The 23,392-nt window shown below is 60.6% G+C and carries 25 protein-coding genes; 11 read left to right on the top strand and 14 right to left on the bottom strand.

Translation table 11 applies throughout. From position 1 onward, the window contains the following. Positions 1-37 precede the first annotated feature (37 nt). Positions 38-871 carry an enoyl-ACP reductase FabI gene (locus ACVWYF_RS13215; protein ID WP_457068701.1) on the top strand — a complete coding sequence of 278 codons (834 nt, stop codon included), beginning with the start codon at positions 38-40 and terminating at the stop codon, positions 869-871. Between the two features lie 68 nt (positions 872-939). On the opposite strand, the gene ACVWYF_RS13210 is transcribed toward ACVWYF_RS13215, so the two are convergent. Then, positions 940-1,860, bottom strand: a complete 921-nt coding sequence (locus ACVWYF_RS13210; RefSeq protein WP_457068699.1) for a carboxypeptidase-like regulatory domain-containing protein — start codon at positions 1,858-1,860, stop codon at positions 940-942. A 186-nt stretch (positions 1,861-2,046) separates the two neighbouring features. Here ACVWYF_RS13210 and ACVWYF_RS13205 point away from each other — a divergent pair, with 186 nt between their 5' ends. Then, the gene (locus tag ACVWYF_RS13205) at positions 2,047-2,994 is read left to right on the top strand and encodes a pectinesterase family protein (protein ID WP_457068697.1); all 948 of its coding nucleotides are present in this window, start codon (positions 2,047-2,049) and stop codon (positions 2,992-2,994) included. Between the two features lie 70 nt (positions 2,995-3,064). After that, on the top strand, positions 3,065-4,021 hold the full coding sequence (locus ACVWYF_RS13200; RefSeq protein ID WP_457068695.1) for a pectinesterase family protein: 957 nt from the start codon (positions 3,065-3,067) through the stop codon (positions 4,019-4,021). Positions 4,022-4,088: 67 nt separating this feature from the next. Here the strand turns inward: ACVWYF_RS13200 and ACVWYF_RS13195 are convergent, their stop codons facing one another. Then, positions 4,089-5,027 carry a D-2-hydroxyacid dehydrogenase gene (locus ACVWYF_RS13195; RefSeq protein ID WP_457068693.1) on the bottom strand — a complete coding sequence of 313 codons (939 nt, stop codon included), beginning with the start codon at positions 5,025-5,027 and terminating at the stop codon, positions 4,089-4,091. 166 nt (positions 5,028-5,193) lie between these two features. On the opposite strand from ACVWYF_RS13195, the gene ACVWYF_RS13190 reads away from it, so the two are divergent. From ACVWYF_RS13190 to ACVWYF_RS13160, 7 genes are all read left to right on the top strand, one after another. Further along, on the top strand, positions 5,194-5,748 hold the full coding sequence (locus tag ACVWYF_RS13190) for a Crp/Fnr family transcriptional regulator (protein WP_457068691.1): 555 nt from the start codon (positions 5,194-5,196) through the stop codon (positions 5,746-5,748). A gap of 270 nt (positions 5,749-6,018) precedes the next feature. Beyond that, positions 6,019-7,836: an acyl-CoA dehydrogenase gene (locus ACVWYF_RS13185; protein ID WP_457068689.1), complete on the top strand. Its 1,818-nt coding sequence runs from the start codon at positions 6,019-6,021 to the stop codon at positions 7,834-7,836. 55 nt (positions 7,837-7,891) lie between these two features. Continuing rightward, complete coding sequence (locus ACVWYF_RS13180) at positions 7,892-8,638, top strand: SDR family NAD(P)-dependent oxidoreductase (RefSeq protein WP_457068687.1); 747 nt, start codon at positions 7,892-7,894, stop codon at positions 8,636-8,638. An 80-nt stretch (positions 8,639-8,718) separates the two neighbouring features. Further along, positions 8,719-9,951 (top strand): acyl-CoA dehydrogenase family protein, encoded by a 1,233-nt coding sequence (locus tag ACVWYF_RS13175; RefSeq protein WP_457068685.1) that lies wholly within the window; start codon positions 8,719-8,721, stop codon positions 9,949-9,951. 205 nt (positions 9,952-10,156) lie between these two features. After that, positions 10,157-11,236, top strand: a complete 1,080-nt coding sequence (locus ACVWYF_RS13170; RefSeq protein ID WP_457068683.1) for a phosphotransferase family protein — start codon at positions 10,157-10,159, stop codon at positions 11,234-11,236. Between the two features lie 171 nt (positions 11,237-11,407). Then, on the top strand, positions 11,408-12,157 hold the full coding sequence (locus tag ACVWYF_RS13165; RefSeq protein ID WP_457068681.1) for an SDR family oxidoreductase: 750 nt from the start codon (positions 11,408-11,410) through the stop codon (positions 12,155-12,157). 143 nt (positions 12,158-12,300) lie between these two features. After that, positions 12,301-13,344: a hypothetical protein gene (locus ACVWYF_RS13160; RefSeq protein ID WP_457068679.1), complete on the top strand. Its 1,044-nt coding sequence runs from the start codon at positions 12,301-12,303 to the stop codon at positions 13,342-13,344. Here the strand turns inward: ACVWYF_RS13160 and ACVWYF_RS13155 are convergent. The 5 genes from ACVWYF_RS13155 to ACVWYF_RS13135 all read right to left on the bottom strand — a co-directional run bounded on the left by ACVWYF_RS13155 (position 13,334) and on the right by ACVWYF_RS13135 (position 17,958). Continuing rightward, positions 13,334-14,347, bottom strand: a complete 1,014-nt coding sequence (locus ACVWYF_RS13155) for an ABC transporter ATP-binding protein (protein WP_457068677.1) — start codon at positions 14,345-14,347, stop codon at positions 13,334-13,336. The two genes, ACVWYF_RS13160 and ACVWYF_RS13155, sit on opposite strands and share 11 nt — an antisense overlap. Positions 14,348-14,490: 143 nt before the next feature. Beyond that, the gene (locus ACVWYF_RS13150; protein ID WP_457068675.1) at positions 14,491-14,757 is read right to left on the bottom strand and encodes a barstar family protein; all 267 of its coding nucleotides are present in this window, start codon (positions 14,755-14,757) and stop codon (positions 14,491-14,493) included. Further along, positions 14,754-15,509, bottom strand: coding sequence for a hypothetical protein (locus tag ACVWYF_RS13145; protein ID WP_457068673.1), 756 nt, complete (start codon positions 15,507-15,509; stop codon positions 14,754-14,756). The genes ACVWYF_RS13150 and ACVWYF_RS13145 overlap by 4 nt, the downstream gene beginning before the upstream one ends. A gap of 18 nt (positions 15,510-15,527) precedes the next feature. After that, a complete protein-coding gene (locus ACVWYF_RS13140) occupies positions 15,528-17,342 on the bottom strand; it encodes an ABC transporter ATP-binding protein (RefSeq protein WP_457068671.1) in 1,815 nt (604 codons plus the stop codon). 142 nt (positions 17,343-17,484) lie between these two features. Further along, entirely contained in the window at positions 17,485-17,958 is a 474-nt protein-coding gene (locus ACVWYF_RS13135) for a hypothetical protein (protein ID WP_457068669.1), read from the bottom strand. Positions 17,959-18,407: 449 nt separating this feature from the next. On the opposite strand from ACVWYF_RS13135, the gene ACVWYF_RS13130 reads away from it, so the two are divergent. Beyond that, the gene (locus ACVWYF_RS13130) at positions 18,408-18,677 is read left to right on the top strand and encodes a hypothetical protein (protein WP_457068667.1); all 270 of its coding nucleotides are present in this window, start codon (positions 18,408-18,410) and stop codon (positions 18,675-18,677) included. Positions 18,678-18,845: 168 nt separating this feature from the next. Here ACVWYF_RS13130 and ACVWYF_RS13125 read toward each other — a convergent pair whose 3' ends face one another. The 7 genes from ACVWYF_RS13125 to ACVWYF_RS13095 form a co-directional block, all read right to left on the bottom strand. Beyond that, complete coding sequence (locus ACVWYF_RS13125) at positions 18,846-19,340, bottom strand: hypothetical protein (protein WP_457068665.1); 495 nt, start codon at positions 19,338-19,340, stop codon at positions 18,846-18,848. A 115-nt stretch (positions 19,341-19,455) separates the two neighbouring features. After that, complete coding sequence (locus ACVWYF_RS13120) at positions 19,456-19,857, bottom strand: hypothetical protein (RefSeq protein WP_457068663.1); 402 nt, start codon at positions 19,855-19,857, stop codon at positions 19,456-19,458. 363 nt (positions 19,858-20,220) lie between these two features. Continuing rightward, positions 20,221-20,523: a hypothetical protein gene (locus tag ACVWYF_RS13115; RefSeq protein ID WP_457068661.1), complete on the bottom strand. Its 303-nt coding sequence runs from the start codon at positions 20,521-20,523 to the stop codon at positions 20,221-20,223. Between the two features lie 53 nt (positions 20,524-20,576). Further along, positions 20,577-21,434 carry a dienelactone hydrolase family protein gene (locus tag ACVWYF_RS13110; RefSeq protein ID WP_457068659.1) on the bottom strand — a complete coding sequence of 286 codons (858 nt, stop codon included), beginning with the start codon at positions 21,432-21,434 and terminating at the stop codon, positions 20,577-20,579. A 31-nt stretch (positions 21,435-21,465) separates the two neighbouring features. Then, positions 21,466-21,837: a cupin domain-containing protein gene (locus ACVWYF_RS13105; protein WP_457068657.1), complete on the bottom strand. Its 372-nt coding sequence runs from the start codon at positions 21,835-21,837 to the stop codon at positions 21,466-21,468. A 154-nt stretch (positions 21,838-21,991) separates the two neighbouring features. Next, positions 21,992-22,930, bottom strand: a complete 939-nt coding sequence (locus ACVWYF_RS13100) for a GNAT family N-acetyltransferase (RefSeq protein WP_457068655.1) — start codon at positions 22,928-22,930, stop codon at positions 21,992-21,994. A 12-nt stretch (positions 22,931-22,942) separates the two neighbouring features. After that, a complete protein-coding gene (locus ACVWYF_RS13095; protein ID WP_457068653.1) occupies positions 22,943-23,194 on the bottom strand; it encodes a Kazal-type serine protease inhibitor domain-containing protein in 252 nt (83 codons plus the stop codon). Positions 23,195-23,392 lie beyond the last annotated feature (198 nt).

Raw genomic sequence — 23,392 nt, 5'->3', positions numbered from 1 at the left:
GCTCCCTTACCCGTTTATTCAATCACTCATTTACCCAATGCCTAATAACCTCCTCGCCGGCAAAGTCGGCATCATTTCCGGCGCGCTCAACGAACATTCCATTGCCTGGAAAGTGGCCCAGCGGGCGCATGCCGAAGGGGCGCGATTCGTGCTCACCAACGCGCCGCTGGCCATGCGAATGGGCGAAATCAACAAGCTGAGCGAGGAGTGCAACGCCCCCATCATTCCGGCCGATGCGACTTCGACGGAGGAACTGGAGGCGCTGTTTTCGGGCGCGCAGGAGAAGCTGGGCGGCAAGATTGACTTCGTGCTGCACAGCATTGGCATGAGCGCCAACATCCGCAAAAAGAAGCACTACGGCGAGCTGGACTACAAATTCTTCCAGCAGACGATTGACGTGTCGGCCATGTCGTTTCACAAGATGATGGCCGTGGCCGAGAAGCAGGACGCCATGAACGAGTGGGGCAGCATTGTGGCCCTGAGCTACATCGCCTCGCAGCGCGCCTTCCTCGACTATACCGATATGACGCAGGCCAAGGCCATGCTCGAAAGCATTGCCCGCAGCTACGGCCAGCGTTTCGGCAAGCTGAAAAAGGTGCGCGTGAACACGGTGTCGCAGTCGCCCACCAAAACCACGGCCGGCACCGGCATCACCGGTTTCGATGCCTTTTACAACTTCGCCGACATGATGTCGCCGCTGGGCAATGCCCCGGCCGAAGCATGCGCCGACTACTGCATCTCGCTGTTCTCGGACCTCACGCGCTACGTGACCATGCAGAACCTGATGCACGACGGCGGCTTCAGCACCACCGGCATCTCGGCCGAGATTGTGGAGATGATGACCAAAGCCGCCAGCGTTTCGCCGGAATAAGCGCGGCGAATGGTTGAAAAGAGAGAGCCCGGCCGGTTAGTCGGGCTTTTTGCGTTTGGCGCTCAGCGTTAATAAAAAGTGTGGCTGAGAAGCACCGATATTTCGGTGTAGCGCTGAAGCTGGTTGCAGGTTACGCCGAATTGGAAATCGCGACCAAAAGAATGCGTGAGGCGCGCCTGCCACTGCCAGTAACCCGGCCAGCGCGTGGCTTGCACGGTACCCGCCAGCCGGAAGGGCTGGGTGTAGTAATACGTTTGCAGGCCGAAACTGTAGCCAAAACCGGTAGTCGAAGCGACATCGGCTACCGGCAGTGACTGGTGCTGGGCATACCCGCCGCCCAGCAGGAACACGAGGGAGGGCAAGGAGCAGATGGTGCGGAAACTACCAACGCTTACCAGCATTTTGTAGCTGCTGAAGCGCATGTTAGCAGGCACCGCCTGCAACTGTTCGTAGCTGAGAGCTTCCAAAATCGTGAAGCGTCGTTGCCAAAGTGGTGGTAGTTCGAGGCTGGCTGTGAAGGTGTGGTTTCGGCTGAAATTAGTTTGGTAGCTTACCATTGCCGTGAGGGGCAGTCGCACCAGCCGGTTGCCATAAAGCTTTAATATGCCGCCAAAAGGCGCGTATCGAACCCCGCTGGCCAAACCAACTTCGGCGCGTGGGGAAATGCTTAGGTCGCATTCGATAAGTCGGTTGTCCTGCCTTAGCCGGATAGTAGTGTAGCTGCCAGGGGCCACGCGCCGCCACTGTGTGCTGTAGCCAATCGAGGAGAATGTCAGTGCAATGCTGTCGGAATAAGCTGGGATGGCTAGGGTAAAGTTGCCTTCGGTATCAGAGGCGATGCCATTGCTTGTTCCGGTTTGCAGAATGGTAGCCCCGGCTAATACGTCCCCGGATTTAGCGTCGAGCACCCGGCCGTAAACGGTGGTTTGAGCCTGGGTGTGCAGTTGGAGCAACCAGCCGCACAAAAAGAGTAGGAATGAGAATTTCATGTAGGACCACGCTTCGGAACTGTAGAGTAGAAACCCGATGCGGTTTGGAGCACAATTGCACAAACAACTTTTTAAAAAGCTGTTTGTGCAATTGCTATTATATAGGTTGCCGGGAACGATTGCGCAGAATTTCCGTGCTTTCGGACCGGCCAGCCGCTAGGTTTGCGCCACACTTAGCGCTGAACCATGAAGAACCTACTGCTGCTTGTGCTTCTGAGTTTCGGTGGGCTGGGCCGGGCCTGGGGATATGACTTTGTGGTGGCGCAGGATGGCAGCGGCCGGTTCCGCACCGTGCAGGAGGCTTTTAATGCGGTGCCCGATTTTCGGAAGAAAGTCACCACCATTTTTATTAAGAAGGGCATTTATAAGGAGAAGCTCATTCTGGCCGGGTCGAAGCAAATGGTGAAGCTCATGGGCGAGGACCGGGACTTGACCATCCTCACTTACGACGACTACAACCAGAAGAAGAATATTTTTGGGGAGGACAAGGGCACGTCGGGCTCGGCTAGCTGCTACATCTACGGCACGGATTTTTCGGCCGAGAACCTCACGTTTCAGAACGCGGCGGGGCCGGTGGGGCAGGCGGTGGCGGTGTGGGTTGATGGCGACAAGGCCGCGTTCGTGAACTGCCGGTTTCTGGGGTTTCAGGATACGTTGTACACGTTTGGGCGCGGCAGCCGGCAGTTTTACAAGAGCTGCTACATCGAAGGCACGGTCGATTTCATCTTCGGCTCCAGCACGGCCTGGTTTGAAGACTGCGTCATTTTCTGCAAGAAAAGTGGCTACGTCACGGCGTGCAGCACGCCCGACACGGCGCGGTTTGGCTACGTATTTAGCAACTGCCGCATTGGCGGCGATGCGCCGGCGGGCAGCTTCGGGCTGGGCCGGCCCTGGCGGCCCTACGCCAAAACCGTGTACCTGAACTGCGAGTTGGGAGCCATGATTCGGCCCGAGGGCTGGGACGAATGGGGCAAGGAATCGAACAAAAAAACGGCCTACTACGCCGAGTATCAGAGCCACGGCCCCGGTGCCGCGCCGGCCAAACGTGCGCCGTGGTCGCACCAGCTCACGGAAGCCGAAGCAAAGCAGTACACCCGCGAAAACGTGCTGCACGGCTGGCAGCCGGCGGAGTGATGTAGCGCGAACTTTTAGTTCGCGCATGAACCGTTCAGACTCGCGAACTAAAAGTTCGCGCTACATTCCAATGAAACACCTGCTTCTCCTGTTGCTGGCCGCCGCGCCGGCCGTTGCCCAAACGACTCCACCCGCCGGCCCCATCACCGTAGCCCAGGACGGCAGCGGCACCTACCGCACCGTGCAAGCCGCCGTGGATGCCGTGCCCAATCAGTCGCAAACCACGGTCACCATCCGCATCAAGCCGGGCACCTACCGCGAAAAGCTGGTAGTGGGCACCCTCAAAACCCACCTCAGACTGGTGGGTGAAAACGCCGAAACCACCATCCTCACCTTCGACGACCACACCGGCGATGCGGCCGGGCACGACACCTATTCCTCGCACTCGGTGCTGGTGCAGGCCAACAACTTCGCCGCCGAAAACCTCACCTTCGCCAACCCGGCCGGCTATACCGCCGGCCAGGCTGTAGCCCTGCATGTAGAGGGCGACCGCGCCACTTTCCGCCACTGCCGGGTGGTGGGCAACCAGGACATTCTGTTCTTGGCCGCCGGCCACACCCGCCAGTATTTTCAGGACTGCTACCTCGAAGGCACGACGGACTTTATTTTCGGAGCCAGCACCGCCGTATTCGACCATTGCGTCATCAAGAGCAAGAAAAGCTCATTCATCACGGCCGCATCCACGCCCGAGCAACAGCCCTTCGGCTTCGTATTTCTGAATTGTAAGCTCACCGCCGACACGGCCCTGGCGAAGAAAGTACACCTCGGCCGGCCCTGGCGGCCCAACGCCAAAGTGGTGTACCTGAACACCGAAATGGGCGGCCACATCGTACCCGCCGGCTGGGAAAATTGGAAGAATCCGGCCAATGAAAAAACGGCCTATTTTGCCGAGTACAAGTCCTCCGGCCCCGGGGCCAACCCGGTGGGGCGCGTGGCCTGGGCGCACCAGCTCACGGCGAAAGAGGCAAAAGGCTACACGCTGAAGGCCATTTTTGCGGCGGAGGTGCCGTGGGTGCCGGGGAAGTAGCGCATTGGTGGTTTAGTGGATTGGCGGGTTGTGGAAGTGAATAAATCCACTAACCCAACAACTCAGCTCAATACCCCCGGCTCAAATCCACCAGATTTTCCAGCGGCTGGCCGTGGCGCAGCAGCTCCAGGTTGCGCAGCAGCACGTCGACTTTGCTTTCGTCTTCGTGGTGCTGGCCGCCGCCGGTGTGCTGGGTGAGCAGCACGTTGGGCAGGGTCCAGAGCGGGTTGTCGGCGGGCAGGGGCTCGATGGCCGTTACGTCGAGCACGGCCCCGCCGAGGTGGCCGGCTTGCAGCGCGGCAATGAGCGCCGGCTCGTCGGTGGTGTTGCCGCGGCCCACGCTGGCGTAGATGCTGCCTGGGCGCATGGCCTGAACCAGCTCGGCCGAGAAAAAGCCCTCGGCGCTGCCTGGCAGGGTATTTATTACGATGTCGGTTTCGGGCAGCACGGCCTTCAGGTCTTGTTTGGAATGCAGCCGGGCTTCGGGGTGGGTGCGGGCCAGCAACTGCACCGAGCACTCGAAACCAGATAGCTGCTGGCGCACGGCCAGCGCAATGGCCCCCGCGCCCAGCACCACCACGCGCTTGCCGCGCAGCAGGCCGGCGCGGTTGCGCACGTAGGCCCCGCCCACCCATTTGCGCTGGGCTTGCAGCACGGCCAGCTCGCCCAGGTGGCGGTATAGGGCCAGCAGGCCGCCCACCATGGTTTCGGCGCAGGGCCAGGCGAAGAAGTCGCCCATGTTGGCCACGGGCACGTCTAGGTGCAGGTGGCGGTAGCGCTCGAAGCCGGCCGAATCAATCTGCCAGAAGCGCAGCAGGGGCGAGGGGCTGGCCGCCAGCCAGGTCGGCGGCGGGTTGCCGAGCAGCACCTCGGCTTCCTGGAAAGCCGGGAACTGGTCTTCGGGGGCTAAATCGTGGCTGAACGTGACTTCCACGTCGGCGGGTAGCTGCTGCTGAAGGTAAGTGCGGGCCGAAGCGCTGAGAGGCGAATAAACGAAAAGATTCATAAGAGAGCCGCCGGTACGGCCGCAAGCAAGTGGCAAGTGTGAGCCCCTGAAACGGGACGATGGACAAAGTTGCTGCCCAGGCGGCGTACTTTTCGTGAAGAAATGGCCCGAACGGCTTTATTCGTCCCCTTTTTTCGCGTCTTACGCCCGCTTCCCCGCCCTGCCCATGCGCGCCTACCTGCAGCAGCACGCCCACCTCACCGCCGCCGAGCTGGAGCAAACCATGGCCGTGATTAGGCCCTGCGCCTTCCGCAAAGGCACCGAGCTGTTTCATCCCGGCCCGCCGCCCGACCGCCTCTATTTCATCGAATCCGGCCTGGCCCGCGCCTACCGCCTCGTGCGCGGCGAAGACATTACCAGCGCCTTCTATGGCATCGATTCCTTTTGCTTCGACACCCTGAGCATCGTGGCCCAGGTGCCCACCGAGCTCTATTTCGAATGCCTGACCGATGTGCAGGCCCACGAAATCCTGATTCCCGACCTCAACCGCCTGTTTCGCTGCGTGCCGCCCATCGAGCGCCTGGGCCGCCGCATCAACGAGAACCTGGTTTGCGGCCTCACCGAGCGCCTCCGCGCCTTCCAGATGGACGACCTGCGCACCCGTTACCTCGCCCTGATGCGCCAGAATCCCGAGTTGATTCAGCAGGTGCCCCAGCGGCACATCGCCACCTATCTGGGCGTGAAGCCTGAAAGCCTGAGCCGCATGCGGGCGCAGCTGTAAGGGGGAGGATAGGGGAAGAGACAGAGAAAGAACGTCATGCCGAGCGCAGCCGAGGCATCTCGCTCGGGACAGTAATCAATGGGGTTCAACGATTGGTTAAGTGATGGCACATGAGATGCCTCGGCTGCGCTCGGCATGACGTTCCACCAGCTGTAATAGTGACGTTCTGCATAATTCTGCCCGCCGCATTTCTTAACCTAGGTCATTGGGGCCGTTGCAGCCAGCCGGTACTTTTACCCGCGCTCCCTTCCCACCCAATTTCTTCTGATAATGGTCAAGCAAGCCTATTCCCGCCGCGACCTCGCGTTTCAGCTCCACGAAGTGCTACACGTTGAAAGCCTGAACCGCTTCCCGTACTTCCGGGACCACGACCGCGGCTCCATCGACCTCGTGCTTGACACCGCCGGCCAGTTTGCCGACCAGCTCCTGAAACCGCTGCTCACCGAGCTCGACCGCCAGGAGCCGCAACTCGTGGACGGCACCATCCGGCTGCACCCCGGCGTGAAAAACATCGTGCGCCGCTTCGGCGAGGATGGCTGGATAAACGCCCTGTTCTCCTACGAGGAAGGCGGCCAGCAGCTGCCCGGCACCGTGTACAACGCGGCCGTGTTTGCCATGCAGGCCACCAATTATTCGGCCAGCGTGCCGCCCTTTCTCACGCTGGGCGCGGCCAATCTGCTGCGCAGCTTTGCCGCGCCGGCGCTCACGGCCGCCTTCACGCCGCACATGTACGCCGGCCGCTGGCAGGGCACCATGGCCCTGACGGAGCCCGATGCCGGCAGCTCGCTCTCCGACATAATCACCTCGGCCGAGCCGACGGAGGAGGGCTACTACCACATGCGCGGCCAGAAAATTTACATCTCCTCCGGCGACCACGATGCCTGTGACAACGTGGTACACCTTATGCTGGCCCGCATCAAGGGCGCGCCGGCTGGGGCGAAGGGCATTTCGCTCTTTGCCGTGCCGCGCCAGCGCGTGGCCGGGGGCCTGCCGGATGAGGCCACGAAACCGGAGGATTTAATTGGGAATGATGTGGTCACGGCCGGTATCTACCACAAGCTGGGCTGCAAGGGTGCGCCCATTGCCCACCTCATGATGGGCGGGGCCGATGACTGCCGGGGCTACCTCGTGGGCGAGCCCAACCAGGGCCTGCGCTACATGTTTCAGATGATGAACGAGGCCCGGCTGGCCGTGGGCGTGAGCGCGGCGGCCATCGGCACGGCGGCCTACTACGCGGCCCTCGAATACGCCCGCGCCCGCCCCCAGGGCCGCCCCGTGGCCGCCCGCGACGTGACGAAACCCCAGGTGCCCATCATCCAGCACGCCGACGTGAAGCGCATGCTGCTCTTCCAGAAAGCCACCATGGAAGGCGCGCTGGGCCTGCTGTTGCAGTGCAGCTACTACATGGACGTGGCCCGGGCCGGGGAGGGCGCAGAAAAAGAAAATGCCGAGCTGCTGCTCGATTTGCTGATGCCCATCGCCAAAAGCTACCCCGCTGAGATGGGCGTGCTGAGCACCAGCGCGGCCATTCAGGTACACGGCGGGGCGGGCTACACCACCGATTTTCCGGTGGAGCAGTTCTGGCGAGAGTCGCGCATTCACCCCATCCACGAGGGCACCACCGGCATTCAGGGGCTCGATTTGCTGGGCCGGAAAATCACCCAGCACGGCGGCAAGGCCGTGGGCCTGCTGCTGGAAGAAATCCAGGCCGCCATCGTCGCCGCCGAAGCGCAGCCGGCGCTGGCCCACCTGGCCGGGCAGCTCACCAAAGCGGTGGGTGTTTTGCAGCAAACCACCGGCCACCTGCTGGGCGTGGCTGCCCAAAACCACGAGCTTTTCCTGGCCGATGCCACGCTCTACCTGGAGTTGGCCGGCCTGGTGGCGGTGGCCTGGCAATGGCTGCGCCAGGCCACCGTAGCCCAAAAAGCCCTGCCCGCCGCCCACCCCGACGACCGCAACTTCTACCACGGCAAGCTCATGGCCGCCCAGTATTTCTACGAATACGAGCTGGTGAAAGTGCCCAGCCTGGCCAAGCGTCTGCAATCGCCCAACGCCGTGACGGTGGACATGGAGGAAGCGTGGTTTTAGGCAATACGACGTTCCTTTTGCCGGTTTATAAATTCCCGCGCACCCAATCCCACCCATGAAAAAACTCGAAAACAAAGTCGTTTTCATCACCGGCGGGGCCTCCGGCCTGGGCCGCGCCGCCGCCGTAGCCGCCGCCCAGGAAGGCGCGAAAGTCGTCATCGCCGACCTGCCCCGCGCCGACTATGCTCCCGCGCTGGCCGAAGTGCAGGCCGCCGGGGCCGAAGCCCTGTTCATGCCCCTGGATGTGACTGATTCGGCCAATATTCAGCAGGCCATTGCCGCCACGGTAGCGCATTTTGGCCGGCTCGACGTGGCGCTGAACAACGCCGGCATCGGCGAAGGTTTTTTCAGCTTTCTCGAAACCAGCGAAGAGTCGTTTCAGCGCATCATCGAGGTGAACCTGACCGGCGTGTTTACCTGCATGAAGTACGAGCTGGCCCAGTTCATGCAGCAGGGCGGGGGCGTGATTGTGAATATGTCGTCTCTGGCCGGCCTGCGCGGCGCGCCGGGCCTGAGCGCCTACGTGGCCTCGAAGCACGGCGTGCTGGGCCTCACCCGCGTGGCGGCCCTGGAGTTTGCCCGCCGCAACGTGCGCGTCAACGCCCTCTGCCCGTACTACATCGATACGCCTCTCATCAAGGACGCGCCCGAGGAAGTGCGCAACCAGATGGTTTCGATGAGCCCAATGAAGCGCCTGGGCCGGGCCGAGGAAGTGGCTAAAGCATTCATCTACCTGGCTTCGGATGATTCGAGCTACACCAACGGCACCCAGCTGGTGATTGACAGCGGCGTGATTTCATGATGTACCGTGGACTCTGCGAGTCCGCGCGTTTGCACAATCCCTAACTCTCATTCGCGGACTCGCAGAGTCCACGGTACAACATGGATTTCGCCCCCAGCCCCAAAACCCAGGACTACCTCGCCCGCGTGCGGGACTTCATGGCCGAGCACCTCGCGCCCGTCGAAGACGACTACCACCGCGATAATCTGGCCGCCAACCCCGGCCCCGACTGGCAGAATTGGCAGGTATTGCCCGTCATCGAAGAACTGAAAACCAAAGCCCAGGCCGCCGGCCTCTGGAATTTATTCCTGCCCGATGCCACCCACGGCGCGGGCCTGAGCACCCTCGAATACGCCCCCATTGCCGAGGAAACCGGCCGCAGCTTCCTCGCGCCCACCGTGTTCAACTGCAATGCGCCCGATACCGGCAACATGGAAGTGCTGCACTACTTTGGCACCGAAGCGCAGAAAACCGAATGGCTTACGCCGCTGCTGGCCGGCAAAATCCGCTCCGTCTTCTGCATGACCGAGCCCGACGTGGCTTCTTCCGACGCTACCAACATGCAGGCCACCATCGCCGAAGACGGCGACACGCTGGTGCTCAACGGCCGTAAGTGGTGGGCCACCGGCCTGGGCCACCCCGATGCCAAGCTGGCCATCTTCATGGGCCTCTCGAACCCGGACGCTGCGCCCCACTCCCGCCACAGCATGGTGCTGGTGCCGCTCGATGCGCCGGGCGTGAACATCCGGCGCATGCTGCCCGCCTTCAGCGATTACGACCCGCCCTATGGCCACGGCGAGGTGTGGTTTGAGAATGTGCGCGTACCCCGCGCCAACCTGCTGCGCGGGCTGGGCGACGGCTTCGTCATTGCGCAGGGCCGCCTCGGGCCGGGCCGCATTCACCATTGCATGCGCTGCATCGGCGCGGCCGAGCGGGCGCTGGAACTGCTGATAACGCGCGGCCTCTCGCGAACCGCTTTCGGCAAGCCGCTGCTGCACCTGGGCGGCAACCTAGAGCGCGTGGCCGACCTGCGCATGGCCATCGACCAAGCCCGCTTGCTCACGCTCTACGCCGCCTGGAAAATCGACAACCAGGGCGTAAAAGCGGCCATGAATGAGATTTCGGCCATTAAAGTCGTTGCGCCCAACGTGCTCCAGCGCGTGGTAGACGAGGCCATTCAGCTGCACGGCGGCGCGGGCGTGTCGCACGACGTACCGCTTACGGCCCTCTTCACCATGGCCCGCGCCCTGCGCCTGGCCGACGGGCCCGACGAGGTGCATCGCGCCATGGTGGCCCGGGTGGAGCTGGCGAAGTATAAGGCGAAGCGGGAATGAACGACACTCCCCTCCTCAGATGAGGAGGGGATGCTTGCGCAAAGCGTAAGATTGGGTGGTTGAATTCGTTGAACGACACCCAAACGTTATGCTGTACCGTCCGGCTGCAAGCTGTGCAACGCCCACAACCACCCCATCCGAACATTCGGTTCAAACATCCTCTCCTTGGTAAGGAGGGGAGTTTGCTGTTCTAATTCAGAATCCCATGAACCCATCCGCCACCCGCCTCCTCGATACCGCCGGCCCGTTGCGCCCCGGCGAAGAGCTGGATGCCGCCGCCATCGATGCCTGGCTGAAGCAGCAGCGCCCCGAGCTGCGCGGAATGCCGCGCGTGACGCAGTACGCCGGCGGGGCTTCCAACTGGACTTACCGCCTCGAATACGACAACGCCGACCTTATTCTGCGCCGGCCGCCGGCCGGCACCAAGGCCAAGTCGGCCCACGACATGGGCCGCGAATACCGCGTGCAGAAGGTCCTGAAACCAGTGTTTCACTACGTGCCAGCGATGGTGGCCTACTGCGAGGATACCAGCATTATCGGCGTCGATTTCTACGTGATGGAGCGCGTGGCCGGCATCATTCCGCGCAAAAACCTGCCGCGCGGACTGGACTTGCCGCCCGCCACCGTGCGCCAGCTGTGCCTGAACGTGCTCGATGCGCTGATTGAGTTGCACCAGGTCGACTATCAAGCGGCCGGGCTGGCGGGGCTGAGTAGTGGCGTGGGCTATACGGAGCGCCAGATTAGCGGCTGGAGCAGGCGCTACACCCAGGCCCGCACCTGGAACGTGCCCAGCGGCCGGCGCATCATGCAGTGGCTGGAGGCGCACCAGCCGACACAGGAACGCATCTGCATCACGCACAACGATTTTCGGTTTGACAACGTGGTGCTCGATGCCGACGACCCCACGCATATTCTGGGCATTCTGGACTGGGAGCTGGCCACCCTCGGCGACCCGCTCATGGACCTGGGCAACCTGCTGGCCTACTGGGTGCAGGCCGACGACGACTTCCTGGCCCAGGCCACCCGCCGCCAGCCCACCCACCTGCCCGGCATGCTCACGCGCCAGGAAGTGGTGGCGTATTACTGCGAGAAAACCGGCTTCCAGCCCGAGAGTTGGGCGTTTTACGAAGTATATGGCTTGTTCCGGCTTTCGGCCATCGCCCAGCAGATTTACTACCGCTACCACCACAAGCAGACGCGCAACCCGGCGTTTAAAAACTTCTGGATTTTCGTGCATTACCTGCACTGGCGCTGCCGGAGGGCCATGCGCGCGAGCGGGAAGTGAGAATAACCGAACGTCATGCAGAGCACAGCATCTTGCCCGCAGGCAGTAATCAATGACGTTCTAAAAATTGAGTTAGTGGTGGCGGGCAAGATGCTGCGCTGCGCTCTGCATGACGTTCTTTTTGGTGCCCCTATTACCTCCTGCCCTCCCACCCTCATAACCTAGAAAAATATGACCCGCCAAAACATCCTCATCACCGGAGCCAGCTCGGGCCTGGGCGAAGGAATGGCCCGCGAATACGCCCGTATGGGCCGCAACCTCGCCCTCTGCGCCCGCCGCACCGACCGCCTCGACGCGTTGAAAGCCGAGCTCGAAACCGCTCATCCCAACATTAAAGTCTTCGTGCGGGCGCTGGATGTGAATAACCACGAGCAGGTTTTCGAAGTCTTCCGTGCCTTCCAAGCCGATTTGGGCACCATCGACCGCATCATTGTGAATGCGGGCATGGGCAAAGGCGCGTCGCTGGGCACCGGCTACTTCCACGCCAACCTCCAGACGGCCCAGACCAATTTTGTGGCCGCGCTGGCGCAGTGCGAGGCCGCGCTGGAGATTTTTCGGGCCCAGAACGCGGGGCATCTGGTCACCATTTCGTCGGTGGCGGCCATGCGCGGCATGCCCCGCGCCCAGACGACCTATGCCGCCACCAAGGCCGGCCTCTCGGCTCTCACGGAGGGCATCCGGGCCGATTTGCTGAATTCGCCCATTAAGGTCAGCATCATGTACCCGGGCTACATCCGGTCCGAAATCAATGCTAAGGTGAAGAGCACACCCTACATGGTAGATACCGAAACCGGCTGCCGCGCCCTCGTGAAGGCCATTGAGCGCGAGCCGGTGCAAGCCTTCGTGCCCGGCTGGCCCTGGGGCCTGATGGCCCGCGCCATGAAGTGGCTGCCGCTACGCTGGGTGCAGAAGCTGCTGTGAGTCAGCGGTTGGATAGCGGTAGGGCGGCGGTTTGCTGAAAAAGCTGTTTCTTGCACGCCCAAATTCCTGTTTTTTAAGGTGAATGCGGCGGCTTGCCATGTGGGGCAGGCTGCCGGGTTGCCCGTGCTACTTTCTTCTCTTCTGTGATTCAAACGTTACGTAAGCTGCTGGTGATGGCCGTGGTGGGCCTGCTGCCGGGCCTGCCAGGTTCTGCCGGGGCTCAGGGCCGGGCCGGCCGCTTAGCGGCAGTGGCCCCGCCCGTCAAGGCCATTCTGTTCGTCGGCAACAGCTTTTTTCATGGCAAGTACCAGCCCGTGCTGGCCTACAACGCCGCCCACGTAACCGACGAAAACTACGGCCTGCCCGCCACCGACCCGCGCTGCGAAACCACCACCGGCGAGCCCGTGGTGTGGGGCGGCATCCCCGGCATCTTCCAGCAATTCACCGAAGAAGCCGGCCTGAGCTACGAAGTGCATTTCGAGGAAATCAACGCCCGGCCGCTGCAATACCACTACGAGCACGCCCTGCCCATCATTCAGCAGGCGCGCTGGCATACCGTGGTGCTCCAGGAGCACAGCCAGTGGGCGCTGCCCCCGCGTCACGGCGGCCACCCCGAGCAGTTCCGCGATTATGCCACCCGGCTGGAGCGCGCCGTACACGCGGCCAGCCCCGCCGCCAGCGTGTTCCTCTTCCAGACCTGGCCCCGCGCCGACCTCTGCTACCCGCCCGGCAAGCCCTTCAGCGGCCTGCCCATCGACTCGATGGCCCAGGAGCTGCACGCTTCCTACTACGGTTTGCTGGCGCAAAACCCGGCTTTCAAAAGCATTGCGCCGGCCGGCGATGCCTGGCTGCGCGCCGTGCAAACCGGCCTGGCCCAGCGCAACCCCTACGCCCCCGAGCCCGGCAAAGTCGACCTCTGGGCCGAAGACCACTACCACCCCAGCAACTGGGGGGCTTACCTGACGGCCTGCGTGCTGTTCGGCGAAATCACCGGCCACGACCCCCGCTCCCTCGGGGCCGCCGAGCAGGCCGCCGTTGCCCTCGGCATCAGCCCGGCCGAGGCCGTGGCCTTGCAGCGCGTGGCCGCCGAGCAGATTCTCGCCGCCCGCCCCGAAGCCTTTGCCGACCAGCCGGGAAGCCCGGGGAAACCCGCAGCCCGCAAAATCAAGGTTAAGCTTAAATCGTGACCTGCGCGGCGGCAGGTGCCAGTGCGATGTGCCAACCCGCGCCGGCTGCCAGCGAGAGGCTGGTTTTATCACCGGGCCGCAAGCTGGTCGTGTCCATACGTACCCGCACATTTTGCGCCACCAACGCCACTTCCACTTCCGAGTAGCTGCCCAAAAACCGTACGGCCCGCACCGTGCCCACGGCCCCGCTGCCGGCCGCCGGCCGCAGCTGTAGCTGCTCGGGCCGCACCAGCAGCGCAGTGTCTTTCTTAAAGCGCCGGCCCGGTAGCAGCGCCCGGCGGTCGGCACCGTGTACCAGATTGTAGTCGCCAAACAAGGCGGCCGTGGCCTCATCCACCGGCTGGTGGTACAGCTGCTGGGGAGTGCCCTGCTGCACCAGCCGGCCCCGGTGCAGCACCAGAATCTTATCGGCCCAACCCAGCACATCGGCCGCATCGTGCGATACCAGCAGGCAGGTGATGCCCAGCCGCGTACCCAATTCCTCGATGATGCCCTGCAAAAGGCGCTTGTGGGTGCGGTCGAGGTTCGAGAAGGGCTCATCGAGCAGCAGCAATTGGGGCGCACCCAGCAGCAGGCGGGCCAGCGCCACCCGCTGCTGCTCGCCGCCGGAAAGCTGGTCGGTGCGGCGCAGCATCAGGTGGGCAATGCGGCACAGCCCGTACACCGCCTGCGCCTCCGCATCGGGGCGCTTGTTGGCGTAGCGCAGCACCTGCTCGACGCGCAGGAATTGCGGCAAATCCGACTTTTGGGAGAGGTAGGCCACGCCGGGGTGGCCGGGCACCAGCACATCCTGCGGGCCGCGCACGCGGCTACCATTGGCCTGCACCACGCCGGTGCTGGGCTGGATAAGGCCGGCTACCATTTGCAGCAGCGTGCTTTTGCCGGCCCCGCTTTCGCCGGCCAGCGCCAGCTTCTGTCCTTGCTTTTGGGTGAAGCTGATGGGCTGGAGGGCGGAAAAGCCATTTTCCGTAAGGCTAAGGTTGGTGACGGTGAGGATGTCCATGTGCGGGGCAAAGAACGGGCCTGGCCGCCGCTGACGTGCGCCGTAGCGCGGACTTTGTAGTCCGCGTCCCCGACGGGAACCCGAACGGCTCAAACGGCTCGGGGACGCGGACTACAAAGTCCGCGCTACGGCCCGGCCAGCGCTTAAAAACCCAGCAGCAACTGCTTGCCGGGCTTTTCCTGTGGGTAATTGGCGATGATGTCGCGCAGAATGAGCATATCCCCGGGGCAGGCCTGGGCGAACCGCTCCCAGTGCTGCAACACCACGCAATCCGGCATTTCGACCACGGCAGTAATGACATCCCAGAAAGCGTCCCAATTTTCGCCGTACCAGTCGGGGAAGTGTAGCTCGCGCTTCATCGTATGGTGAAAAGCGGCTTTGGTGTCGACGTGGGTGAGGTCGATGGTCATTTATTATTCTGCGCCTTTCTTTTCATGACAGCAACTATTAGCTCAAGGTTCTTATCGCCACTAATAGATATTTCTTGCTTCAATTCGCTGATTGCCTCGGGATACTTTTTCTGCAAGTTGTATATGAACGCACTTGCATAATATGCGCCTCCCTCATTCTTGAAGAGCTGTTTCATTTGTTGACATCTCCGCAATCCCTCTTCTAACCTTCTGGCTTCGATATTTTTTGAAATTAGTTTGTGTAATACCGCTTTTCTTGCCGTGTCTGAAATTGCCAGCATTCGGAATTTGCTGTCTAAAATTTTGATAGAATCAATATTAGTTGCTGAACTGTCGATAGGATACCACTTATCATATAGAGCTTCTATTTCTGCCCCATATGCATCGCATGAAACAACTAGATTCTGCATCATGCTAGACATTCTTTCTAATTCTCTGGATTTCATAGAATCCATCTTGGTCTTTATATCGTTCGCCGCTGCAATTGAGTCTTGTCGGCTATAACCTTCGGGAAGCTCTACTTTCTGAGAGTAAGTTATACTCTTTGTACACAGTGTCAGTCGAGTGTCAACATCCCCTTTTTGCTTGCTGAAACAATCACATGCTTCTTTGCTCAAGTCTGCAATTGACTTCTCCTTTTCGTCGGTGCTTGTAACCTCACTGGAATATTTAATCTCGCAGGAAGAAGCAAGGGTTAAAACGCAGAGCCAGAGAAAGGGCTTGAGAAAGATGCTGGTGTATTGTAGAGCCATAGCTCAAATATACTGCCCTCACGAAGCCGTATCCAGCACGTCGTCCCCGTCATCGGCCATCGTTTTGGCCAGCTTCTCGATATTTAAGCTGCGCGCCGAGGCGTCGAAAATTTCGCGGTAGGTGCCTTTCATATCGTAGAGCTCGTCGTGGGTGCCGTGTTCCACCATGTGGCCTTTTTTCATGACGTAGATGCAGTCCGAATCCACGATTTGGGCGAGGCTGTGGGAAATGATGACCACCGTGCGGCCCTGCTTGATGGCGTCGAGCGAGTTTTTGATTTGCTCGGTGGCGATGGCGTCGAGGCTGGCGGTGGGCTCGTCGAGGAAGATGATGGGCGGGTTTTTGAGGAAGAGCCGGGCGATGGCGATGCGCTGCTGCTGGCCGCCGCTGAGCTGCTGGGCATCGGATTCGTAGCAGCGCGGCAGGTCCAGAATCTGGTCGTGCAGGTAGGCTTGGCGGGCGGCGGCTTCAATCTGAGCCTGAGTGGCGTGGAAGTCGCCGTAGCGAATGTTTTCTTCGATGGTGCCCTTGAAAATGTGGTTTTTTTGGAGCACCAGGCCGATTTCCTGGCGCAGGGCGAAGGTGTCGTACTGGGCCAGCGGGTGGCCGTCGAGCAGGATTTCGCCGCTATCGGGGCGGTAGAACTGGCAGAGCAGGTTGATGATGGTGCTTTTGCCCGCCCCACTGAGGCCCACCAGCGCGGTGGTTTTGCCGGCCTCAATGGTGAGGCTTACGTCGTGCAGGGCGGCCGTGCCGCTGGGGTAGGTGAAGTTGACGTTGCGTAATTCGAACTGGCCGCGCAGGTTCTCGCCGGGGGCCAGCGGGCCGGGGCGCTCGCGCTGGTCGTCGGCGTCGAGGATGGCGAAGAAGCCTTCGGAGTAGGTGAGGGCCTCGTTCATCTCGTCGTAGATGCGGTGGAGCTGCCGGATGGGCGCCGACACGTTGTTGAACAGCAAAATATGGAACATGATGGCCCCGATGGAAATCTGGCGGCCGAGCACGAGGTAGGCCGTGAGCACGATGATGGCCACCACCCCAATCTGCTCGACGAAGGTTTTGAGGCCGTCAAAGCGGAAGTTGGTTTTGCGGGTCAGCAGTTGGGCGCCTTCGAGGCGGCTTTGCACGCTGGCCTGCTTCTGGCCCTCGTACTGCTCGCGCACGAAGCTTTTGATGACCACAATGCTGTCGATGATGCTGATGAGGCCGTGGTTTTTCTCCTCGCGCAGGCGCTGCAGGCCGCGCCGCACGCCCTGCAATTTCTCAGCCTGCGCGTAGCTAAGCCAGAAATAGACCGGCAAAATGGCCAGCGCCACCAGCCCCACCCACTTGTTGTTGAGGAAAATCACCACCAGCGCCACGATGGCGTTGGCGAAGAGCGGCATGATGTCGATGAAGAAGTTCTGCACCAGTTTCATGAGACTCTCCACGCCCCGGTCGATGCGGGTCTGGAGCTTGCCGGTCTGGTTGCCGTCGTCGGAGAAGAAGCCGAGTTGGTAGCTCAGAATCTTGCTCACGGCCGTTTGGGCCAGCACGCCGGAAATCTGGATGCGGATTTTCTCGCCGTAGTATTTCTGCCCGAACTGGATGAAGGTGTTGATGATTTCCTTGCCCAGCAGCAGCCCGCTCACCCAAGCCAGCAGCGTCCAGCCCTCGGCCAGGCCCTGTCCTTTGTCCAGCATCCCCTGCACCGTATCAACGGTGTAGCGCAGCACGAAGGGATTTACCTGCGCGGCCAGCGAGCCCACCAGCGTGAGCAGCAGCGTGGCGATAACGAGGCGGCGGTAGGGCCGCACAAACGGCAGCAGGCGTTGGATAATCTGCCAGAGGCTCATCAGAAAGGCGTTTTGTGGGGGCGGGGCTTGCCCCCGCCCGAATCGGTGAACGTTAATCGTGCAACGACGGGCGGGGAAAGCCCCGCACCCTACAGTGGAGCCGGTTAGACGGGCGGAGCGGCAGTGGGGTTATTAATGGGATTTATCTTGGCCAGACGTATTGCTTCAATACTTTTCTGGGAGAGGGTTCTTCGGGCCACATTTCAATTAGGTAAAAATCGTTTCCTTCCTGGTCTTCATCAGTTATCGAATCAAGATTTGAAATATAAATTCTCGCACGATAAAAACCGGGTTTAATTGTTAATTCAAATTCTATAGTTGAATTGGGACAATCAAGGATTTGCAAAACGCCTGAATTGACTTTAATACTTGCTTCGACAATGTGGTCATACTTCGTTGAATCAATAGCGTCATTTCGCTGAGCCAAAATTTCAATTGATGCTCTGACATAACTGTACGTTTCTGTACCCACACCCAATATGCCATCTTCAATTGCTAGCCTGGAATCGAATGCTTCCTGATTCCAGAAGCCGTCCGAATCTGTTGCTGCTGGCGAATCTTTGTCACAGATATAAAATTGACTGTAACTGGTCCTGAATTGTACCTGATTCATCATACAGTTGCAATTACGCCAGTTCAGATTACCCAGACCCACCTTACCGCTGGCGCGGCAGAAGAGGCGCCGCCGCCCCGTCATCGCAAGTCACGAGTTACGCTGCGCTAAACTCGCGCCAGAAAAGGCCAGCAAATGCGCGATTCCTAATAAATCAAAGTGCTGAATATTCAATAAATAATTGAATGAGTGCTAATTACTATGGCTTAGAAATAGTTAATCATCACATAATCTGCTAATTGTTGCTGAAAATTGAGAAAAATAATGTGGGCTGTTAACTCCTCATTTTCAGCTATTCAGGGGGCGGTTTTATCGGCTGAGAGAAGGCATTGGTCGACAAAGTGGGCAACGCGGGTAATAATTTCCCCGTTTCCAGAGTTAGTAATTCAGTAGCAAGCCGCTACCGTTGGCGCCAAACGCCATGTGCATGTACCACCATTTTCACCTTTTGTATGCTGCGTACCGCCCTGTTATTTTTCTGCATGTTGGGGTTTTTAGCCTCCGAATCATACGCTGCGCCGGCTACGGCGGCAGCATCGCGGCCCATCCATCGGCGCAAGCCCACGGCTGGTAATTACGTGCCAGTGTACCGCTACTATCGCGGCCACAGCAACCAGAAGCGCGGCTTTTTCGGCCTGTTCAAGCACCGTTCCAAGGCGGCTAAGCGGCATAGTTCGGCCCCCCGAGTGGCGCGCGGCGGCCGGGCTCACCGCACGATATAGCGATGAGTTTCCCAGATAATCAACAATGAAAAAGGCTACTCCTGATGCAGGAGTAGCCTTTTACTTTTCAGGCTTCAAGCCTCGGTCGCACTGAGGGGCGTAGTGTTCTGGAACGCAACGATGCCCCGACCAGCCGGCCGGGGCATCGTTTTTCAACTGCTAAATCAGCTATTCCTTGATGGGCTTTATTTTGATTTTGTCGCCATCGACTGATTTGGCTTTCATTTTCTTTATATCTACGTCCGAGCCACTCATACCGGGGCCACCGCCGCGGTTCATGCGGTCAGCCTGCATGGTGGTGTACTTGGTGTACTGGTCGGCGGTCAGCACTTCCTTGAACTGAGCGTCGTACTTGGCGCGGCCGGCCTGCATTTGCTCGCGCATCTGGTCGCGGTTGCCAGCGTCGCGGGCCTGGCCGCGCATGGCCTGCATTTCCTGGCCGCGCGCCAGCAGAATCTGCTGCACCTTAGCAGTTTGGTCGGCATTGAGGCCCAACTCCTGGGTCATGCGGTCGGCCTGGCGCTTGGCCATCTCATCGGGGTTGCCCTGCATGCGGCCCCGGCCCTGCATGGCACCGGCATCGGCGGGAGTGGTGGTTTGGGCGGCGGCAGTGCCTACGGTAAGGGCAAAAACGGCCAGCAGGGGAAACAAAAACTTTTTCATGGCAATAATTGGGAGGAGGGTTGTTGAAAAAACGGGTAGGCGAAGAAATGGCGCGAAAAAGCCCCGTTCTCTGGGATTGAACGGGACTTTTCAGACCATGGTTAGCGGCTAAGGTTTAGCGGCGGCCGTCGTAGCGGTGGGCGGCTTCCCAGCGGGCGCGCTCCTGGGGCGATACGCGGTGGTTGCGGTCATAGCCGTAATTGAAAGCCGGGTTGTTGCGGTCGTCTTTGGCATCGTGGCGGGCGTCGCGGAGGTCGCCTTTGGCGTCGCGCAGGTCCGCTTTGGCTTCGCGGATGTCATTTTTGGCATCGCGGCGGTCGTCTTTGTTATCGCGGTGAGCGGCTTCCCAACGGGACCGTTCATAATCGGTTACGCGGTGGTTGCGGTCGTAGCCGTAGTTGAAGTCTTTGCTGTTGCGGTCGTCGTAGCGGTGGTCAAACGGGCCGGCAGCGGCGAAAGAGGCAGTCGAAGTGAAGAGCGCAGCGGCGGCGATGATGGAAAACAAGAAAGCTTTCATGGTTGCTGAGTGAAGGGGAGTGAAAAATGATGGGGAAGCGGTGGGCTCGGCGGCTGCAGGCAGCGGGCTCCGGAAGGTGAGAATAGACTCATCCTGCCAGGGTATTTGCAAACCACCGGCCACATCCCGGCCGGAAACAAAAAGGTGGACGGACGGCCCGGAAACCCCGACCAGACCGTCTACTTCCCGGACTTAATCCCTTCTTTGAACCGGCCAGAAATTGTCGTTTTATATCGCAGGAACTGCTAACCGGCCTTCTTCGGGTTCCTCCGTCATCAGAATGACGCTGTTGCCGGCTGCCCTGCAATCCCCCTTTGCTACAGACCTGCCACCGCTACGCGGCTACTCCACAACCCTGATTCCTTATTCCACCAGCCCCAGCGTGCGGGTCAGCCGGTTCTTCGGAATGGTGAAACGGAGGTTCTGGTCGCCTTTTTTCGACCGCTCGCGGCGGCGGTCTACCAGCGCCTGCACTTTGTTTTCGTCCTCGTTGCGTGAAAACAGCACGCTAGCTGCGTCCGCAATCAGCGACACGGCACGCGGTACTGTCACACTTACCTGCTCATAGTCAGGGTCGGACGGCGGCGGGGGCTGGGTTTGGGCCAGCGCCCCGCCGGCCCGCAGTAGCAGAAATGGGAGCAGAAAAGGTAGTTTTCTGAGTGACATAGGCAGCGGATGGACACTGCAAAGATGCCGCAAAATGCCCCGCCGTTGCCCGGCTACCCCAGTTTTTCTTTGAATAATCGCAGCGTGCGGTCCCAGGCCAGTTTGGCGGCCTCGGCGTTGTAGCGGGCCGGCGAAGTGTCGTTGTTAAAGGCGTGGTTCACGCCCTCGTACACGTACAACTCGTAGGTGGTGCCGGCGGCTTTCAGGGCCGCTTCGTAGGCCGGAATGCCGGCGTTGATGCGCTGGTCGAGGCCGCCGTAGTGCAGCATCACGGCGGCTTTTATCTGGGGCACATCTTCGGGCTTGGGTTGCTGGCCGTAGTAGGCCACGGCGGCGTTCAGTTTGGGGTCGTGTACGGCCAACTGGTTGGCCATCCCGCCGCCCCAGCAGAAACCCACCGCGCCGGTGCGGCCGTTGCAGTCGGGCCGGGCACGCAGGTAGTCCAGCGCCTTGAGGTAGTTGTTGAGGTTTTTCACCGGGTCGAGCTGGCCGATGAGCTCGCGGCCCTTGTCCTCGTCCGTTGGCGTGCCGCCCACTACCGAGAGCGCATCCACGCCTAGCGCCAGGTAGCCGGCCTGGGCCACGCGCCGCGTCACGTCCTTAATGTGCGGCGTCAGCCCCCGGTTTTCGTGAATGACGACCACCGCGCCGCGCTTCTGGCGGCCCTTGGGATGCACCAGGTAGCCGCGCACGGGGCTGCCATCGCCAATCCAGGTCACTTCTTCGGCTTCCAAATCATCGGCTTCGGGCACAATGGTGGCGGCCGCCGCATAGCCCGGCTCCAGCACCGAAAGCGCCGTGAGGGCCAGCGCCGTGCTGCCGGCCAGCTTCAGCAGCCGGTCCATAAACTCCTTGCGGGTGAGCGGGGCGTGGGTGTACTCGTCGAAAAGATTGATGATGCGCTGGTCCATGAGGCTAAATATAAGGAGTTTCGGGGCCGTTTTATTCTTCTTCTCGATGCACGGTGTTGGGACTAAAGGCCGGCACGCATATCGACCAATACTCGCATTCCGCATCGAAGGGGTTGGAATATCGCACCCGTGCCCCGCCCTTAATCAGGAGCGCCTGGCCGGCTTGCAGTTCCACCAAGTCGCCGTCGATTTCAAACCGTTTCCGGCCGCGCACCACAATGGTGATTTCGTCGAACGTGGGCGTCTGGTGATGTTCGCTCCAGTGTGGCGGGGCCACCATGTGGGCCAGGCTGTAGGCCGCGGTGCCGGTGCTGGCCCCGCCCACATGCTCTTCAATGAGCTTGCCATCGGTGGTGGGCACTACAAAAGGGGCGGGGTTGAGAACGTAGCGTTTTTCGGACATTATTATTTGGTGGAATAGGCAATGGGGAATGAAGTAAGAACGTCATGCTGAGCGCAGCCGAAGTATCTCTACCGTGAGAGTAAATAAATTAGTTGCGCGGTAGAGATGCTTTGGCTACGCTCAGCATGACGTTTAATACAGAAATATAAGGCCTTTACGGTTTCAGCTTCTCCAGCAACTCGAAAAGCCGCGAATTGTATTTCCAGACAAAGAAATACGGCGTCTGCACCGCGCCGAAGCGCACACGCATGCGCTCCACGCCCGGCAGCATGCTGCCCTCAAAGTCGAAGCAATCCAGATTCAAAATCTGGCTGGCGTAGCGGATGCACTCCCAGGCCAGGAGCACGCCCGCGCCGCTGGCGCGCAAGGCCGGGTCGTCGCCGGCCAGCAGGAAGTACGCCGTAGTGGCATCCCAAATCAAATACGCCACCGAATGCACCCGGCCCTGCGCATCTACGGCAAAAAATAGTTGCCGGGAGCCAGCCGCTGCCAGTGCCGCATCGAGCCGCCGGAACTGCGCGGCCGAATACGGCGCGGGTAAGCCCTGTCGGCTGAAGCTGAGCATATTCACGCGGTAAAACTCGTCCAGTAGCAAATCATGCACCACACGCACCTTTTCGCGTGCCAGCCGGATATCGCGTCGAACGCCGGTGCCCAGGCCCGCTTCCACGTGCGGCAACTCGCGCAGCTGGTGCAGGCGGTAGGTGTAAAAAGTCGTCTGCTTGTACTTCTGCCAGTAAAAGGGCAGCCAGTTGGTCGCCGTCGGGTAGAAATTTTGCTTGAAGGCCGAGAAGTCGGGCAGTTGCGCCATCAGCGCCTGTAGCAATATATGCTCCTTCGGCAGCCGGCCCCGAAATTCGGGCAGCACATATGGCCCTAGCCATTTCACAAAGGGCGGCATCGTGACGTACCGAAACGGTCCTTTCTGCTTGCAGAAATACGGCAGGGCTGCTACTACGCGGCCTTTTTCCTCGGCCAGCACCACGTCCCAGGTTCCGCCTTCGACGCAGGCATCCAGATACCACGGCTGGCTGAACACCGGCACGTCGGGCGCGGTGCGGCAGAAGTCGTGGTAGCGGTCTTTGGCTGACATCAACGGGGCTTGTTACTTGGCCGGAGCCTTGGCGCAGGCCCCGGGCGTGGTGGTGCGCACGCCTGCGTTGGTGGCCGCGCAGGGGTTGGCGTAGGTCTTGCCGTCGCAGCCGCACACGGGGTCGTAGTTCATGGGGCAGATGCCCCGCGGGTTGATTTTGCTCGAATCAATGCAGTCGGCAGCGGTGGCCGTGGGCACGGCGTAGCGCTGGCAGGAAGCCGCGCTCAGCAACAGGGCCACCGCCCAAATCCAATGCATTTTCATGGTGCCAAAAAGTAGGAGAGGGGCGAAGCTACACTGCCCGCCCGGGATTTGGCCCGGCCCGCAAACCGGGGCATGGAGGAATCCGAATGTCCGCAGGAAAATTTGCCCCCAAGCTCAACCCCGGGCGGGACCTTTCGTATAGTCAGCCAGAACCAAACGCCGCCGCAAACAAAACGCCTGGTTTTGAATTCGGCCCCG

This window comes from Hymenobacter sp. UYAg731, assembly GCF_054061335.1.
The sequence above is the reverse complement of the archived record's forward strand: the minus strand, read 5'-3'. Positions and strand labels throughout refer to the sequence as shown.